The following is a 17,143-nucleotide window of genomic DNA, read 5'->3' as shown; positions in this document are numbered from 1 at the left end:
ATGGGAAAAAATATAGCAAATACAACACATACTTTTTTCTTTTGTGACGGAGGTTCCTGTCAGAAAGCAGGAAGTGAAAAAGTTATAAGAACAGCAAGAGCTTATTTACGTAACAATGGGCATTGGAATGATACACACACTATTAAAACAAGATGTAATGGTAGATGTGAAGATGCACCAACTTGCATTGTGTACCCTGGGCAAAATTGGTATAAAGAACTTACACCAGAAAAAATTACGCCCATTGTAAAAAGGCATCTTGATAATGCGCCACTTGTTAATTCTGAATTGTTATACAAAAAAGGTTGGCAAGAACAAGCTTCGGATAATGAAATTGCTCCTATAAAACCAAAACCGTTCGAATTAAAAAATGATACCGAATTAGGTGAATGTTTTATAACCAAAGGTTTTAGTTCTGACCAATATTTATACCCATTGTTTTTATATCTATTAGAGAATCCTAAAGGAGTTTCTTTAATTTCTTCGGATGAAAAAAGAATTTCGTTTCAAGAGATCATCTCTTTAGACTATTCTAAAACATACACATTAGAATTACATACAGAAACAACAGCAATACCATTTACTATTGCAGCTGTTCCTAAAGAAAATAAAGAATTACAACAAGCTAAAATTTCTAGTACAGAATATTATTTTCAAAAAGAAACACAGCAAAAAGGTATTCGTTTTAAAAATAAATTTGGAAAAATTTTAGGTAAGATTGAATTCGATTCTCTAAATAATAAAGCTTGGGAATATTGTACTAAAATACAATTACAAAACGTACATCTAGATTTTAAAAATCATGAATAAACAACATATTTCCATATTAGGATTAGGCTGGTTGGGTTTGCCACTTGCTTTGAAGCTTCAAAAAAGTGGTTATTCAATTAATGGAAGTACGGCTACATTAGAACCTCTAAAATCCATATCTAAATATTCTTTTCATACTTGTAGAATAAACGTTGAATCTGATACTATTATTGGAGACTGGGAATCTTTTATTGCAGAAACAACAACGCTTATTATAAATTTTCCACCAAAACGAATTGATAATATAGAAACGATACATCCATCACAAATAGCTCAGATTATAGCGCACACGCCTAAAACTACAAAGGTTATTTTTGTAAGCTCTACATCGGTATATCAAAACAACAACGAGCTTATAGATGAAACTGTAACTTGTCTTCCAGAAAAAGCATCTGGACACGCATTAGTGAAAGCAGAAGAGTTATTACAAGAACATTTTGGTAGCAACTTAACTATTTTACGATTATCCGGATTAATTGGACCTAAACGTCATCCTGGGAGATTTTTAGCGAAAAAGAGGGAACTAAAAAACCCAAACATTCCTATTAATCTTATTCATCAAAAAGATGCTATCGGTTTAATTGAAACAATTTTAGAACAAAACTGTTTTGGAGAAATTATAAATGGTTGCGCAGATGTACATCCTAAAAGAAAAGACTTTTATGAAAACGCAGCTATTAAATTAAACTTACCTGCTCCTATTTTTGGTTCATCAAAAGAAACCTATTATAAAATAGTTGACAATTCTAAATCGAAATCATTACTTAATTTTAAGTATCAGTTTTCGAATCCTGAATGGATTTACACAAAAGAACATTTACCAGAAATATCTATTGTTGGTGCTGGTCCTGGTAATAAAAATCTATTAACATTAAAAGCTTTTAACGCCATTGAAAACGCGGAAATTATTTTACACGATAATTTAATTTCTGATGAAATATTAGAGATCAACACACAAGCTAAACGGATTTATGTGGGGCGTAAATTTGGCGATAAAGAAGATCAAGAAACACGCCAGAACAATATTAATAGATTGATGAAAATGCATTGTGAACAAGGAGATAAAGTTGTTCGTATAAAATCTGGAGACCCTTATATTTATGGAAGAGCCGCAGAAGAAGCACGTTTTTTAACAGCACATAAACTTCCTTTTACAGTTGTACCTGGAGTTACTGCAGCCTTAGCTGCTGCTAATTCATTAAACATACCAATTACCGAAAGAGGACACTCAAATGCTGTTTTAATTTGCACTGCACATACCGCAAATTATTCAACCGCACAATTTAGAGGAATTGGTAATATGCTAAAATCAGGAACAACCTTGGCGCTTTATATGGCCTCTAAAAGTTTAGCTAAAATGATACCTAAACTGATAGAAGTTTGTGGTACCGAAGACATTCCTATCAATGCAATTTCAAATGTTTCTAGAGAAGATGAAGTTTTACTTTCATCAACCTTAGGTAACATACAAGACGATATAATAAAAACACCACTACAAATGCCTGTCGTATTTTTAGTAGGTGTAAAACCAATTAGATAATGAAAAAAGGAATTTTACTTTGCGGACATGGTAGCAGAACAAAATCTGGAACCGAAGCTTTTAAAGAATTGGTATCTCAATTACAAGCTCGTTATACTGAATATGAAGTAGATTATGGCTTCTTAGAATTTAACCACCCTGTTTACGAAGCCTCAATTGAGCGTATGTATCAAAAAGGGATTCGTGAAATTTATGCATTGCCTATTATTCTTTTTGCAGGTTCGCATGCCAAGAATGATATTCCTTATGAAATGAATACTATTCAGAGTTACTATAGTGATTTAACCATAAAAATGGGAAAACACTTAGGCGTGAATTCATTTTTATTAGAATTAGCTCAAAAAAGAGTTTTAGAAGAAGAAAGTAAACATTCTGTAATGGACAGAAAAGACGTTTGTTTAATGGTGGTTGGTAGAGGAACAACCGATACCGATGCCAATTCTGATGTTCACAAACTAGCTTGTATGCTGGGTGAAGGAATGGGGTTTGGGTTTACAACCGTTGCCTACAGTGGTACTGCTTACCCAAGCGTTACCAAAAGTTTAGAACTCACTAGTAAAATGGAATTTAAACGTACTATTGCCATTCCTTTTTTCTTTTTCACAGGAATTCTTTTAGAACGTATTTATAAGCAAATAAGAGATTTTAGCGAAACCTCTCCGTTAGAACACGTTTACACACAAGCTTTTGGTAGTGACGAGTTAATTTTAAAAGCCTTTGATGAGCGTTTAGAAGAAGCCATTAACGGAACAGCAAACATGAATTGCCAAATGTGTAAATACCGTAAACAAATTGTAGGTCTAGAATCTGAAATAGGAAAAGAACAAATGGGACATCATTTAGGTGTAAAAGGAGTTCTGTTTGAAGAAGATGAAAAAGTAGGACAAAAAAATAGCGTATTTACTAAAATTAAAAAAGGTTTAGGAATATGATGGTAGGAAAAATACAAGGCGTTTCCTTAGGACCTGGTGATCCTGATTTGATTACCCTAAAAGGTTTAAAAGCATTACAGCAAGCTGATAAAATATACTACCCGGGCTCTTTGTTTAAAGGAGGAAGAAAGGCTAGCTATTCTTTATCAATCTTAGACCATTATAAGTTAGATTCAGAAAAATTAGTCGGTTTTTATCTAAAGATGGATTTAGGAAGAAACCATGTGAACGAGACTTACGAAACTGCTTTTCAGCAAATACTTGCAGATTATAACAAAGGGTTATCCATAGTAATAGTTAGTGAAGGAGACCTTAGTACGTTTAGCTCTTTTTCTTATCTATTAGAAAAAATTAAAACACACAAATTAACGATAGACTTAATTCCTGGCATTACATCTTATTTAAATTTAGCATCAGAAAGTAAAACACCGTTGTGCTTGCAAAATGAAAAAGTAACCATTATTCCACGCATACAAACTAAAGAAGAATTACAAGAAGCTATTGCTAATTTTGATACCGTAGTATTGATGAAAATAATATCTGTTATCGATATTATTACCGCTGTAATTGATCAAAAAAAACACAGTATTACCTATGCAGAACGCTTAGGAACAGACAAACAATTTATTACAAACAGTTGGCAAACCGCAAACCAAAGAGAAACCCCTTATTTTTCTCTTATGATTATTAAAAAAATAAACAAATGAAAATAACCGTTGCAGGCTTAGGTCCTGGAGATATCAATTATATGTTACCCGTAGTTAAAAATGCTTTACAAAAAGCAGATGTTGTTATTGGGTACGACTATTATTTTCAATTTGGTCAAACACTTTTTAAAGAAGATGCTGAGCTAATTTCTATGCCCTTAGGTAAAGAAGAAGCAAGAGCACATAAAGCTGTAGAAAAGGCGCAAGAAGATAAATATGTAGTAGTTATTGGTTCTGGTGATGCAAGTATTTATGCGATGGCAGCCATCGTTTACGAAGTAGTATCCAAAGAAAACCAAAACGATATAGAATTAGAAACGCTACCTGGAGTTTCTGCTTTTTTAGCTGCAGGAAGTAAATTGGGAGCTCCTTTAGGTCATGATTTTTGTTGTATTTCTTTATCAGATTTAATGACACCTTGGAACAAAATTGAACAAAGAATTAAGGCCGCTGCCATGGGCGATTTTGTTACTAGTTTATACAATCCTAAAAGTAAAAAAAGACATTGGCAGTTAGGGAAACTTCAAAAAATATTTTTAGAAGAACGTGCCCCTTCTACTCCAGTCGCTATCGTTAGACACGTAACGCGTCCTGAAGAAGAAATTAAAATCACCACTTTAGGAGAATTTAATCCTGAAGATGTAGATATGTTTTGTTTGGTGATGATTGGTAATTCACAAACCTATCAGTTTAAAAATTATTTAGTAACACCCAGAGGTTACCTTAACAGAAAACCACATACAGGTAAAGAAATTCAGCAAGAAAGTTTTAGAATTGTTACCCAACATATTAAAGAATTGCCTTTTTCTATTGCTAATAAATGGGCAATAACAAGAGTTATTCATACCACAGGAATTTTAGAAGATTTCAACCATTATTCAGCTTCTCCACAAGTTATTGAAAACTGGCATGAGTATCTTAAAAATGGTGGAGAAATTGTTACCGATGTTACCATGGTACAAGCGGGAATTACAAAAGCATTCATCAAAGAATATGATAATCAAATACATTGTTTATTAAATGATGAAGATGTACAAGAGTTAGCCAAATCAGCAAATATTACGCGTTCTCAAGCAGGAATTAGAAAAGCTATTGAAAAGCATCCGAATGCTTTATATGTTGTTGGAAATGCTCCTACTGCTTTATTCGAAATTGTAGACCAAATAAGAGATAACAACAATTTTAAACCTGCAGGAGTTGTGGGTGTTCCTGTTGGTTTTGTAAATGTTTTAGAAGCTAAAGAACAATTATCGCAAACAAATAACACAAATTGGGTAATTATAGAAGGTAACAGAGGTGGCAGTAATGTTGCTGCAGCAATTGTAAATGCTGCTTTTACATTACCTGAAGCTTTAACTTATTTTAAATCTTAAAAATGAACAAATTTACTCCAGAAAATATTGAAACCTTAGAGCAAATAATACTTGCTCGTAGAGATGTTAGAGGGAATCGTTTTATAGATAAAGCGATTGCTAAAGCAGATTTAGATAAGATATTGTTTGCTGGAGTAAATGCACCTTCGGTTGGTTTTTCACAGCCTTGGGAATTTGTTATTATTAAAGATTTAGAAATTAGAAATAAAGTTAAAAACAGTTTTTTTAAAGAAAATGAAAAAGCCAAAACGCTCTTTAAAGGAAAGAAAACAGATGCATATACCCAATTAAAACTAGAAGGTATTGTAGAGTCTGCTTTAAATATTGCGGTGTTTTATAAACCAAGCCAACATCCCGTTTTAGGGCAAACCGCAATGAAAGAAGCAGGTGTGTATTCGGTGGTTTGTGCTATTCAGAATATGTGGTTAATGGCAAGAGCTTTAGAAATTGGTTTAGGTTGGGTTAGTATTGTAAATCCGGATACGGTTAAAACCATATTAAACGCTCCAAACGACAGACAATTAATCGGTTATTTATGTTTAGGACATGTAGATGAATTTTATAAAAACCCAGAATTAGAACAATTACAATGGGAAAAACGTAAAAATATCAACGATGTAGTAATCAAAGAGATGTATTCGTAGATGAAACAAAATACTGAACATATCGATTTTTATTTAATTGGAATTAGCAACCATGCGATTCCCCTATTAAATGCGGATGTTTTAGACTTAATTGAACAGTCATCAATTTTTTCTGGCGGAAAACGTCATTATCAATTAGTGAAATCGTTTTTACCTAAACACCATACTTGGATTGAAATTTCAGGTAAAATGGATGCTCTTATCAAACAGTATAAAAACATGGATGCTTCTATTGTTGTTTTTGCTTCTGGAGACCCATTTTTCTATGGTTTTGGTAATACTTTACAACGATTAATTCCAAATGCGAAACTAAAAGCATATCCTTATTTCAGTAGCATTCAATTACTATGTCATAAAACGCAAACAAACTATAACAGCTTAAAATCGGTTTCTATTCATGGTAGAGATTGGTCGGCTTTAGATGAAGCTTTAATTCAAGGAAACGAATTAATTGGTGTATTAACCGATACAAAGAAAACGCCTTCAGAAATTTCTAAACGTATGCTTCAATATGGTTTTGATAATTATTCAATAACTATAGGCGAAGCTTTAGACGGAAACGAAGAACGTATTGAACAACTAGATTTAACTACTTGTTCAAATAAAACACATAATAATTTAAACTGTGTTTTATTAAAGCAAACAGCTACAAAAGACAAACCTTTCGGAATTGCTGACGATGCATTTATTCCTTTAACGAATCGGCCAAATATGATTACAAAAATGCCCATTCGTTTAAATACCCTTAACGCTTTACAATTACAAAATAAAAAAGTGTTTTGGGACATTGGTTCTTGCACAGGCTCTGTTGCTATTGAAGTGAAAAAACAATATCCGCATTTAAAAATTGTTGCTTTTGAAAAGCGAGAAGAATGTGGAACAATAATTCAAAAAAATACAGAGAAATTTTCCACTCCGGGGATTGATATTATTATTGATGATTTTTTTAATAGCAACTTAAAAGAATTCCCAATTCCTGATGTTGTTTTTATTGGCGGTCATGGCGGACGATTAAAAGAATTGATTCGGATTATTGATGCATTAAATCCATCAGTAAGAATCGTAACCAACGCAGTAAAAGAAAGCAGCACAGAAGTATTTGTTACAGAATTATCAAAATTAAATTACAAAATTCATACAAGCTCAATTCAAGTAAATGAGCATAATAAGATTAGCATTCACACAGCAGAAAAAATATAAATGAAAAAAATAGCCATTATTGCAGTTACTGAAAAAGGGTTAGATAAAGCCCTTACTATTCAGCAAGAATTCCCAAAATCGTTGGTAATAACAACTTTGCAATCTAGTAACGGAAATGTATCAAGCATTACCTCTATTTCAGACTATTTAAAAGACAATTTCGCAAAGTTAGACGGTATTTGTTTTGTGAGTGCCTTAGGTATTTGCGTGCGTTTAATTGCTCCGTACATTCAAGATAAAAAAACAGACCCAGCAGTTATTTCTGTGGATGATTTAGGGTTGAATGTACAATCTGTATTAAGCGGACATAAAGGTGGAGCAAATGATTTTGCATCAAAAATAGCAACTATTTTAGGAGGAAATGCAATAATTTCTACTTCTAGTGATGTACAAAATATCTGGCCTTTAGATACTATTGGTAGTCAATTTAATTGGCAAACAGAAAGTTCTATTTCTATGACTAAAACAATGGCGTTGTTTGTGAATAACAAACCAACGGCGTTACTTTTAGATATTAAAGATAAAGGAACTAAGCATTTAGAAGAAACAGCTCCTAGTTTTGTGACTGTTTTTTATAATATAGCAGAAATTGATTTTACAAAATTTGAATTATTTATTGCAGTAAGTTACAAAGTATACGAATCTTTAATACCTAGTTTATTTTTAGTTCCTAAAGTACTTTCTGTTGGTTCTGGATGTTCAAAACAATTAGACTTCAAACTTTTTGAAGATACTTTTAAAGTAAAATTAGCAGCTGAAGGATTGCGTTTTTCTGCCATTAAAAACTTTGGTTCTATTGATATTAAAGCAGAACAACAAGCCTATTTAGATTTCAGTAAAACAAACAACATTCCGTTTAGCACATTTACACCCGAAGAAATAAAAACCATTACCATTCCTAACCCAAGTAAAATGGTGTTATCAAAAATTGGTGTAGATGGTGTTTCAGAATCTTGTGCGATGCTCCTTTCTAATAATGATGAATTACTTGTTGAAAAACAAAAAATACATTTAGAAACTAATGAAAAATTTACTTTTTCTGTTGCTTTAGATGTAAACGTAAGACGTAAAACTGCCGTTGCCATTATTGGTGCAGGTCCTGGTGATGAAGAGTTAATCACTATAAAAGGTAAAAAATATTTGGAAAACGCAGACTGTGTATTATATGCAGGAAGCTTAATTCCAGAAGAAATGACCAATTGGTGTAAACCTGGAGCAATTGTAAGAAATTCTGCAATGATGACTTTAGAAGAGCAAGTTACTTTAATGCAAGAACACTACAAAAAAGGAAACGCAATTGTTCGTTTACAATGTGGTGACCCTTCTTTATATGGAGCAATTCAAGAACAAATGACCATTTTTGATGAGTTAAATATGGATTATTTTATTGTTCCTGGTATTTCTTCTTTTAGCGCAGCAGCAGCCGTATTAAAATCAGAATTTACAATTCCTGAAATTGTGCAATCTATTGTATTAACTCGTGGAGAAGGAAAAACACCAATGCCATCAAAAGAAAGTATTTCTGCTTTTGCAGCAACTAATGCTACCATGTGTATCTTTTTAAGTGTAGGAATTGCTAAAAAAGTACAAGCACAATTATTAGAACATTATGATGCAAATACTCCTGTAGCTGTGATGTACAGAATTAGCTGGAAAGATGAAGAAATTTATCAAGGGAAATTAGAAAATCTAGCAAAAATTGTAAAAGACAGTAAAAAAACAAGAACGGTATTAATTATAGTTGGTCATGCAATTGGCGCTCGTAAAAACAGATCTCAATTATACAGTCCAGATGTAAAACACATCTTTAGAACGAATAAGAAATTTGTAGTAAGAGAGTAATTATTCATTATAAAAAAGCAAAGAAATGATATTGGTATTTGGAGGAACAACGGAAGGAAATAAAGTAGCAAAATTACTACAAGGAAAAACGATGCCTTTTGTGTATTCAACAAAAACCAATATCCCTTTTAAAGAAAATAAGATAGCTAGTTATAGAAACGGAGCTTTAAATAATATTCAATTAAAAGAATATTTGTTAAAAAATAAAATTCATACAATTATTAATGCTTCTCACCCTTTTGCTGAAATATTACATAATACCATTGCAGAAGTGGCAGAAGAATTACAAATACCAGTAATAAGATTTGGTCGAAAATTACTTTCAAAAACCATCCATCCATCAGTAATTTATGTCGATTCTTATGAGAATGCTTTAGAACAATTTGAAGAAAAATCAACTTTATTAGCACTTACAGGAGTCCAATCCATAAAAAGACTAAAACCTTGGTGGAAAAACAATCTTTCCTATTTTAGAATACTCGACAGGTCTGAATCATTAGCAATTGCAAGAGAAAGTAATTTTCCTGAAGAACAATTGATTTTAGGTTTACCATCATCTAATTTAGAAAAGGAAATTGAAATTATACAACAGAAAAAAACAACTCTAATTTTAACTAAGGAAACTGGAAATAGTGGTTTTTTAAATACCAAAATTGAAGCTGCTTTAAAAACCGATTCGAAAATAATCATTATTACTCAACCCAAAACTCCTGCTTATTTTAAACAAGTATTTAACGAAACTGAATTACATCATTTGTTAATCAAAATCCAACCTTTGGAATTATTGACTAAAAATTCAGGTTTATGGGGTTAAGAGAAGTACCAAAAGGCCCTTTAAGAGATGGCTTTACAACCGGCACCTCAGCAACTGCAGCAGCAAAATCTGCGTTGATGGCTATTATTCATCAAAAGGAAATAGCAGCTGTAAAAGTGCATTTGCCTATTGATAAAATATTGGAAATTCCTGTACATCATTGCGAGTTTACAGAAAACACCGCAAAATGTTCCGTAATTAAAGATGCTGGTGATGATCCTGATGTAACAAATGGAGCAGAAATAGGATGTATTTTAGAATTAACACAACAAAAAGGAATTCAATTTATTGCTGGAGAAGGCGTTGGTACAGTAACTCTTAAAGGTTTAGAATTGGCCATTGGAGAACCTGCAATTAATCCTGTGCCTAGAAAAATGATTAGCAGTGCTATTCAAAAATTATTGCACAATTACGATTTAGAATGTGGTGTTTCTGTAACTATTTATGTTACTGATGGAAGAAAATTAGCAAAACGGACACTTAATGAACGCGTTGGAATTATGAACGGAATTTCCATTTTAGGAACTTCAGGAATTGTAAAACCATATTCTTCATCTTCATATATCGCAAGCATAGAACAAGGTATTGATGTTGCAGTAGCAAATAAAAACTCTGAGTTAGTTATCAATTCTGGAGCAAGAAGTGAAAAATTCTTATCAAATAAATTTAATCATTTACCAGAATACGCATTTATCCATTATGGTAATTGGATTGGAGAAACACTTGTAAAAATTAACTCCTCTCCTATTGATAAAGTCAGTATAGGAATTATGTTAGGAAAGGCTGTAAAATTAGCCGGTGGAGTTACAGATACGCATAGTTGTGTTTCTAGTTGGAATAAAGATTTTGTTGTACAAATTGCTAAAGAAGTTGGCTTTTATGAAGCTGATAAAATACGAGCATTAAATATGGCTGGTCGATTGATTGAGTTATTTGATTTTGAACAGAATTCGCCTTTTTTCCAATTGTTATTAGATCATTGTTACCAACATACGCATACAAAAATAAATAAAGTAAATCTTGATATTTACCTTATTCATAAAAATGGAACACTTATAAAATATATTAAAAAATGACAATAGTATCTTTAATTAGGCCTCTTATGGCTGGGATATTACATTCTTTTGAACCCGATCATGTTACTGCCGTTTCAGTATTGGCTACAGAAAACGCTATCAGAAAAGAAAAAGTAGGTTTTAAAACAGTTTTTAAAGCATCACAATGGGCGCTTGGTCATTCTGTTACACTATTACTATTTGGAGGAACTGCTTTAATCTTTAAAAGCATGGCTACTTTAGTGGTAGACGGAATTTCTTTTTATGCTGAATTAAGCGTAGGACCAATTATGATTTGGTTAGGAATTGTTGCCATCAAAAGAAACCATAAAATTAACAAAATGATTGATGAGCACAAGATCATTGAGGCTCATGAACACGAACTTTCTAACCCCATACATTTACACGGTACCAAAGGAGAAGAAATAGCTGTTAACCCAATGAATAAATCTTTTTGGGTTGGTATGCTGCATGGTTTAGCAGGTACAGGAGGCGCATTAACCTCAGCTTTAGTTTTAAGTAGCACAACCTTGGGAGAAGCAATTCTTATTCTAGCAGTAGAATCATTAGGAATAATCGTTGCTATGGGTGTTTATAGTTACGTTTTAATTCATGTAATGAGTCGTTTTTTAGAACGTAATCTATCCATTTTTAAATGGATGAACGGAGTTGCAGGTGCAGCTTCTATAGTTATCGGAATCGTATGGTTATATAATTGCACATCAAATTTATGATACAAAATACACAACAAATAAATTTTCCTTTTTCGGCAATTGTTGGTCAAGATAATTTTAAGCTAGCCCTTATATTAAATTTAGTAGATCCGCTTATTGGTGGCGTGTTAGCTATTGGTGATAAAGGAACAGGAAAAACCACATTAATACGTTCTTTAACCAACTTAATGGACACAGAACAAAAGTACCCTTTTGTGAATCTTCCTATCGGTGTTTCTGAAGACAGACTTATTGGTAGTATTGATTTAGAACAGCTAATAAACCATAAAAAGGAAGTGATCAACCTTGGGTTAATGGCACAAGCACACAAAGGTATTTTATATGTTGATGAGGTAAATCTTTTACAAGATTACCTTACAGATATATTATTAGATGCCGCTGCTTCGGGTACTTTTTATTTAGAAAGAGAAGGCGTATCTCGTAATTTTAAAAGTCGATTTTGCTTAGTCGGTTCTATGAATCCTGAAGAAGGGAATTTAAGACCTCAACTAAAAGACCGTTTCGGATTAAGTTTACAAATAACAACACCTACGGATGCTAAAATTCGTCAGACAATTATAAAACAGCGTTTATCTTTTGATGATAATCCTGCTCAGTTTGCTTCTGCATATATAGATAAAGACCTTGCTATTTCTAAGCAAATTACAAATGCCAAAGAAAGATTATCGTTTATCTCTATAAATGATGCTATTATTGAATATTGTAGCGAACTAGCCATTCAGCATCAGGTAGAAGGTTTGCGTGCAGATATTTTATTAGTAAAAACTGCTAGAGCTTTTGCAGCTTATAATAATGCATCAGAAATTACCACAAAAGATGTAGATCGTATTGCCGATTTTGTTTTAAACCATCGTAGTTTAAATAAAGACCCAAATCAGCAAAATCAATCTCAAAACGAAAACAAAAACGAGCAACAACAAGAATCTTCTTCAGAACCTAATAGTTCTTCAAAAGAAGAAAATATTGCTTTTTTAAATCCGAAGAATACCTTTCAGAAACAAAAAGAGGTAACAACAAATACGTTACAGCACGAAACGAATTCAGTTTATAGTTCTGAAGGGAATCTTACTGTTACTGATACTAAAAAAACTGTAAGTCAATATTTAGCAACAGATAAGTTTGATTTAAAAACCAAACGAAAATCGAATATTTTAAAACAGCATCATATCTTTTTAATAGACTCTAGTGGTTCTATGTTAAAAGACCAAATTATAGCCTACGCTAAAGGAACGGTAAACACCATCGCAGAAGACTCAAAAAACCAAAGCACGCAATTTTCTATTGTTTCTTTATTTGACGGAGAAGCACAATTGATTTTAAATCAAACAGGAATATTAAAAGATATTGAAATCGCTTTAACAGAACTTAAAACTGGTGGAAAAACGAATTTAACTGCTGGTTTTAAACAAGTAAAAGGTATTTGTAGTTCTGTTGATTTTAATCACAGTCTACATATAATTACGGATGGAAAATTAAATGCAGAAAGCAATTTAGATGATACGGTTTTGGCTTTTCAAACCTATTGCAAAGGAATACAAAAAACGCAGGTTATTGATGCAGAAAAAGGGATGGTAAAAATTGGAGAAGCAAAAGAACTAGCCAATCGTATTCGTGCCAATTATGAAATTTTAATTACAGAAAATATTTAAATCTTAATCTTGGCAAAACAACTCATCATATCGGCTCCGAGTAGCAACGCAGGTAAAACAACGCTTACTTTAGGTTTGTTGCGTTTATTGAAACGTAAAACAAAAGCGGTACAACCTTTTAAAGTGGGACCAGATTATATAGACCCAAAGTTTCATAAACTAGCTTGTGGACAAACAGGTGTCAATTTAGATTTGTTTATGATGTCTGAAGAAGATATTCATAACAATCTAAACTTTTACGGTAAAGATTCTCAAGTAAACTGCATCGAAGGTGTAATGGGGTTATTTGATGGTGCCAATAAAGACAAAGGTAGTACTGCAGAAATGGCTAAGAAATTAGAAACACCCGTTTTATTGGTGATTGATGCAAAAGCGGTTGCGTATTCTGTTGCTCCACTTATTCAAGGTTTTGTCAATTTTGATGCTGATGTAAAAGTAATGGGTGTTGTTTTTAACCGTGTAGGTTCTGAAAGACATTATACCATGTTACAAGAAGCTTGCGAGGATATTGGTGTACAATGTTTTGGGTATTTAGCTAACTTAAAAAACATTGAAATTCCATCTAGACACCTTGGGTTAAATATTAAGGAAATTGAAAAATTTGATATTCTGATTGATGAAATTGCAGATGCTTTAGAAACTACTATGGATTGGAAAGCAATATTAGACGCTGCTAAAGAAGTGGACGCTGCTCCTATTTCATCCGAAGAAAAAAAATTAACTAAAAAAATAAAATTTGCAGTCGCTAAAGATGAAGCTTTCAACTTTATATATCCTCAAAATATAACAGCCATGGAGCAATTAGGTGCTGTTACATTTTTTAGTCCTATTCACGATAGTGAAATTCCTACTTGTGATTTTATGTATTTCCCTGGTGGATACCCTGAGGTGTATTTAAAAGAATTATCTGTTAATAAAAACATGTTACATAGCATTAAAGAATTTGCTACAAATGGCGGACAAATATATGCCGAATGTGGTGGTATGATGTATTTAGGAAAATCTATAATTTCTGAAGAAAATGAATCTTTTGAAATGGTTAATTTCTTCGATTTCGAAGCTACAATTGCTGATAAAAAATTGCATTTAGGATATCGTACTTCTACTATTAACGAGCATATTTTTAAAGGACACGAGTTTCATTACTCGAGTTTAATAGAGGATAACGAAACAGCTACCGAAGCAACAATTACAAATGCGAGAGCAGGCGATACAACAACAAAAATTTATAAAAAACAGAACGTAATGGCTTCTTATGTACATCATTATTTGGGTACATCAGAAATACTTTTACAATTGATTAACGAAATAAATAATAAAGCATGAAAATTTACACAAGAAAAGGAGACAAAGGTACCACCGGAGTTTTTGGAGGAAAAAGAGAGTTTAAAAACTCTGCAAGAATTGAATGTATTGGTACTTTAGACGAGGTGAATTCTACCATAGGATTGATGCGTTCTAAACTAGGCAACGAACATGAATGGCAACCAAACCTGCACCGTATTCAAAAAGACATGATGAATATGATGTCGCATTTGGCACGTGCATCAGATTCTAAAAAAGTAAATCCGAATCCTGAACCTAAAGATGGTGCTGAATTCTGTGAAATTTGGATGGATGCTATGGAAGACAATATTAGTTCTCCTTCTGATTATTTTTTGTTACCTGGTGGAAATGAAATATCGGCACTTTGCCACGTTTGTAGAACACAAATGCGCAGAGGCGAAAGACAATTGGTTACTTTAATGCAAGAAGACCCAGAATGTGTGCACGATTATATTATGAGTTATGTAAACAGAATGTCTGATTTATTTTTTACAATGGCAAGAGCAGAAATGGATAAATATGGTGTTGCTGAAGAAAAATGGAATCTGTTTTTATACAAGAGAAAGAAAAAGAAAAGTTAAAGTGGACAAATAAATACTATTCAGAACAAAATGAAGATATAATAGAATGTCTGGTTGAGCGCAGTGGAAACCTAATTTTACACAAGCACAGTTCTCGACTGCGCTAGAACGAACAATTGAAATTATTTATATGTAAGAATATAATTTATTAACAATATATCATTTTGCGTTAGGGATAGCAGCGACATCCTTTTTTGTTCCGTCAGGACAAAAAAGATATAGCGTATAGCCCGACCCAAAGGGAAACGCCCAAAAACAATAAAGTAGCTTTATTATAAAAAAAATAACGACTTAAATTAAAAGAAATGAATAAAATTCCAATTACCATAGTTACCGGATTTTTAGGGGTAGGAAAAACTACCTTAGTACATAATATGTTAAAAAATGCCAATGGAAAGCGCATTGCTGTGTTGGTAAATGAGTTTGGAGAAGTAGATGTAGACGGACAATTAATAGCTTCATCTGAATGTGGAGACGACGATTGTAACTTAATTCAATTACCAAACGGATGTATTTGCTGTACAGTACAAGAAGAGTTTTTACCGTCTATGTTGCAATTATTAGAGCGTAAAGAAGAGATTGACCATATTGTTATAGAAACTTCTGGTTTATCGATGCCTAAACCTTTGGTAAAAGCAGTAAACTGGCCCGATTTAAAACCTCATATTACTATAGATTCTGTGATTACCGTTGTGGATGCTGTAGGAATTGCTACGGGAGAAATTTGTGATAGAGAGCGTGTACAAGCGCAACGACTGGCTGATGATTCTTTAGACCACGAAACGCCTATTGAAGAATTATTTTTAGATCAATTAGCTTGTGCTGATTTAGTTTTGGTGAGTAAAAGAGATTTGGTTGATGACAATAAGTTTGAAGAAATTACTAAAATAATTACGGATAAAGCGAGACCAAACACTAAAATTATTCCTGTTATAAATGGCCAATTAGACAATGCTTTGTTGTTAGGTATAGAAGCTTCTGCTGAGGATGATGTAGATAACCGCCATTCTATTCACGAAGAGCACCATAAACAAGGAAGCCATCACCACCATAATGATGATGTTAAAACGGTTTTACTAGAATATGCTGAAACAGCCGATATTAAAGCTTTGGTTAAAGATTTAAAAAAGTTGGTGGAAGACCACGAAATATACAGAATAAAAGGTTTTGTTAATATTTCTAACAAGCCAATGCGTATGGTTTTACAAGGGGTAGGTTCTCGTTTCGATTATTATTTTGAAAGAGCTTGGGGCGCTACTGAAACTCGTAAAACAAGTATTGTGGTTATTGGTAAAAATATAGAATTGACTGATAACAACCAAATAAAGACGCACGTACATCATCATAATCATGGACATTCTCATTCTCATTAACAGATGACACACATTTTCACAACAAAAAAACTGGAGAAAATAATCCACAAGAAAATAAATAAAGACGATTCTTTTGTTGAAAACAAGCTTGGGAACTGGAATGCAAATGTCTTTTTTATTGCTAAGAAGAAATGCATTCTTTTTGTAAACTCTAAAACTTTTTTTTCGGTTGTAATTCCACGATTTTCAGTAAAAGATATTAATAATCTAGACCAATTATTTATTGATAATTTACATGAGCAATTATTATATGAAAACATAGAAATTGATTACAAGGTTATGCTTTCAGAAATTGGTGAAATAAAATTCAATCCTACTAATAACAACAGAAAAACCATTGGTATTCTTACTTATAATATCGAAAAGATGAATTATTTTAAATATGATTATCCTGTTTTTAATAATCTTGTAATTAGAGAAATGACCGAAAAGCTAAACAACACGCCATTTAAACAATTAGACTGGAAAAACTCTGGTGAAAAAATGCTTTCACTTTTAAAAGAACAAAGCTTAATTTAAGAATACAAAGCCATGAGACCACACAGGTTTTTTTTTTTTTTAAG

Annotated in this window: 16 protein-coding genes; all 16 read left to right on the top strand. The window is 32.4% G+C overall.

All coding sequences use genetic code 11. The features are described from left to right. The 16 genes from WG951_RS01200 to WG951_RS01125 all read left to right on the top strand — a co-directional run bounded on the left by WG951_RS01200 (position 1) and on the right by WG951_RS01125 (position 17,099). Positions 1-810, top strand: a complete 810-nt coding sequence (locus WG951_RS01200) for a (2Fe-2S) ferredoxin domain-containing protein (protein ID WP_105048392.1) — start codon at positions 1-3, stop codon at positions 808-810. Then, positions 803-2,350, top strand: a complete 1,548-nt coding sequence (gene cobA, locus WG951_RS01195) for a uroporphyrinogen-III C-methyltransferase (protein ID WP_105048391.1) — start codon at positions 803-805, stop codon at positions 2,348-2,350. The genes WG951_RS01200 and cobA overlap by 8 nt, the downstream gene beginning before the upstream one ends. Beyond that, positions 2,350-3,282 (top strand): sirohydrochlorin chelatase, encoded by a 933-nt coding sequence (locus WG951_RS01190; RefSeq protein ID WP_105048390.1) that lies wholly within the window; start codon positions 2,350-2,352, stop codon positions 3,280-3,282. The genes cobA and WG951_RS01190 overlap by 1 nt, the downstream gene beginning before the upstream one ends. Next, positions 3,279-3,989 carry a precorrin-2 C(20)-methyltransferase gene (gene cobI, locus WG951_RS01185; protein WP_105048389.1) on the top strand — a complete coding sequence of 237 codons (711 nt, stop codon included), beginning with the start codon at positions 3,279-3,281 and terminating at the stop codon, positions 3,987-3,989. The genes WG951_RS01190 and cobI overlap by 4 nt, the downstream gene beginning before the upstream one ends. Then, positions 3,986-5,362, top strand: coding sequence for a precorrin-3B C(17)-methyltransferase (gene cobJ / locus WG951_RS01180; RefSeq protein WP_105048388.1), 1,377 nt, complete (start codon positions 3,986-3,988; stop codon positions 5,360-5,362). Before cobI ends, cobJ begins: the two co-directional genes overlap by 4 nt. A 2-nt stretch (positions 5,363-5,364) precedes the next feature. After that, positions 5,365-6,006 carry a 5,6-dimethylbenzimidazole synthase gene (gene bluB, locus WG951_RS01175; RefSeq protein WP_105048387.1) on the top strand — a complete coding sequence of 214 codons (642 nt, stop codon included), beginning with the start codon at positions 5,365-5,367 and terminating at the stop codon, positions 6,004-6,006. After that, positions 6,007-7,206 carry a precorrin-6y C5,15-methyltransferase (decarboxylating) subunit CbiE gene (cbiE, locus tag WG951_RS01170; protein WP_105048386.1) on the top strand — a complete coding sequence of 400 codons (1,200 nt, stop codon included), beginning with the start codon at positions 6,007-6,009 and terminating at the stop codon, positions 7,204-7,206. Then, positions 7,207-9,048, top strand: a complete 1,842-nt coding sequence (gene cobM, locus WG951_RS01165) for a precorrin-4 C(11)-methyltransferase (RefSeq protein ID WP_105048385.1) — start codon at positions 7,207-7,209, stop codon at positions 9,046-9,048. It abuts the gene before it with no gap. A gap of 25 nt (positions 9,049-9,073) precedes the next feature. Next, positions 9,074-9,862 (top strand): precorrin-6A/cobalt-precorrin-6A reductase, encoded by a 789-nt coding sequence (locus WG951_RS01160; RefSeq protein WP_105048384.1) that lies wholly within the window; start codon positions 9,074-9,076, stop codon positions 9,860-9,862. Further along, positions 9,853-10,938, top strand: a complete 1,086-nt coding sequence (gene cbiD / locus WG951_RS01155; protein ID WP_105048383.1) for a cobalt-precorrin-5B (C(1))-methyltransferase CbiD — start codon at positions 9,853-9,855, stop codon at positions 10,936-10,938. The genes WG951_RS01160 and cbiD overlap by 10 nt, the downstream gene beginning before the upstream one ends. A 26-nt stretch (positions 10,939-10,964) precedes the next feature. Continuing rightward, positions 10,965-11,651 carry a hypothetical protein gene (locus tag WG951_RS01150; protein ID WP_245893479.1) on the top strand — a complete coding sequence of 229 codons (687 nt, stop codon included), beginning with the start codon at positions 10,965-10,967 and terminating at the stop codon, positions 11,649-11,651. Next, on the top strand, positions 11,648-13,300 hold the full coding sequence (locus WG951_RS01145) for an AAA family ATPase (RefSeq protein WP_105048381.1): 1,653 nt from the start codon (positions 11,648-11,650) through the stop codon (positions 13,298-13,300). The genes WG951_RS01150 and WG951_RS01145 overlap by 4 nt, the downstream gene beginning before the upstream one ends. A 9-nt stretch (positions 13,301-13,309) precedes the next feature. Then, entirely contained in the window at positions 13,310-14,626 is a 1,317-nt protein-coding gene (locus WG951_RS01140; RefSeq protein WP_170062881.1) for a cobyrinate a,c-diamide synthase, read from the top strand. Further along, complete coding sequence (locus WG951_RS01135) at positions 14,623-15,207, top strand: cob(I)yrinic acid a,c-diamide adenosyltransferase (RefSeq protein ID WP_105048379.1); 585 nt, start codon at positions 14,623-14,625, stop codon at positions 15,205-15,207. Before WG951_RS01140 ends, WG951_RS01135 begins: the two co-directional genes overlap by 4 nt. Before the next feature lie 305 nt (positions 15,208-15,512). Beyond that, positions 15,513-16,580, top strand: coding sequence for a cobalamin biosynthesis protein CobW (gene cobW / locus WG951_RS01130; RefSeq protein WP_105048378.1), 1,068 nt, complete (start codon positions 15,513-15,515; stop codon positions 16,578-16,580). A gap of 3 nt (positions 16,581-16,583) precedes the next feature. Beyond that, positions 16,584-17,099 carry a DUF6933 domain-containing protein gene (locus WG951_RS01125; RefSeq protein WP_105048377.1) on the top strand — a complete coding sequence of 172 codons (516 nt, stop codon included), beginning with the start codon at positions 16,584-16,586 and terminating at the stop codon, positions 17,097-17,099. Positions 17,100-17,143: the final 44 nt, after the last annotated feature.

The sequence above is a fragment of the Polaribacter butkevichii genome (assembly GCF_038024105.1).
Lineage (GTDB): Bacteria > Bacteroidota > Bacteroidia > Flavobacteriales > Flavobacteriaceae > Polaribacter > Polaribacter butkevichii.
Note: the sequence above shows the minus strand (reverse complement) of the source record. Positions and strands in the feature narration are given on the sequence as shown.

Coding starts and splice junctions, on each gene's coding strand:
- WG951_RS01200 (WP_105048392.1), top strand. CDS start 1: ATGGGAAAAAATATAGCAAATACAACACATACTTTTTTCTTTTGTGAC.
- cobA (WP_105048391.1), top strand. CDS start 803: ATGAATAAACAACATATTTCCATATTAGGATTAGGCTGGTTGGGTTTG.
- WG951_RS01190 (WP_105048390.1), top strand. CDS start 2,350: ATGAAAAAAGGAATTTTACTTTGCGGACATGGTAGCAGAACAAAATCT.
- cobI (WP_105048389.1), top strand. CDS start 3,279: ATGATGGTAGGAAAAATACAAGGCGTTTCCTTAGGACCTGGTGATCCT.
- cobJ (WP_105048388.1), top strand. CDS start 3,986: ATGAAAATAACCGTTGCAGGCTTAGGTCCTGGAGATATCAATTATATG.
- bluB (WP_105048387.1), top strand. CDS start 5,365: ATGAACAAATTTACTCCAGAAAATATTGAAACCTTAGAGCAAATAATA.
- cbiE (WP_105048386.1), top strand. CDS start 6,007: ATGAAACAAAATACTGAACATATCGATTTTTATTTAATTGGAATTAGC.
- cobM (WP_105048385.1), top strand. CDS start 7,207: ATGAAAAAAATAGCCATTATTGCAGTTACTGAAAAAGGGTTAGATAAA.
- WG951_RS01160 (WP_105048384.1), top strand. CDS start 9,074: ATGATATTGGTATTTGGAGGAACAACGGAAGGAAATAAAGTAGCAAAA.
- cbiD (WP_105048383.1), top strand. CDS start 9,853: ATGGGGTTAAGAGAAGTACCAAAAGGCCCTTTAAGAGATGGCTTTACA.
- WG951_RS01150 (WP_245893479.1), top strand. CDS start 10,965: ATGGCTGGGATATTACATTCTTTTGAACCCGATCATGTTACTGCCGTT.
- WG951_RS01145 (WP_105048381.1), top strand. CDS start 11,648: ATGATACAAAATACACAACAAATAAATTTTCCTTTTTCGGCAATTGTT.
- WG951_RS01135 (WP_105048379.1), top strand. CDS start 14,623: ATGAAAATTTACACAAGAAAAGGAGACAAAGGTACCACCGGAGTTTTT.
- cobW (WP_105048378.1), top strand. CDS start 15,513: ATGAATAAAATTCCAATTACCATAGTTACCGGATTTTTAGGGGTAGGA.
- WG951_RS01125 (WP_105048377.1), top strand. CDS start 16,584: ATGACACACATTTTCACAACAAAAAAACTGGAGAAAATAATCCACAAG.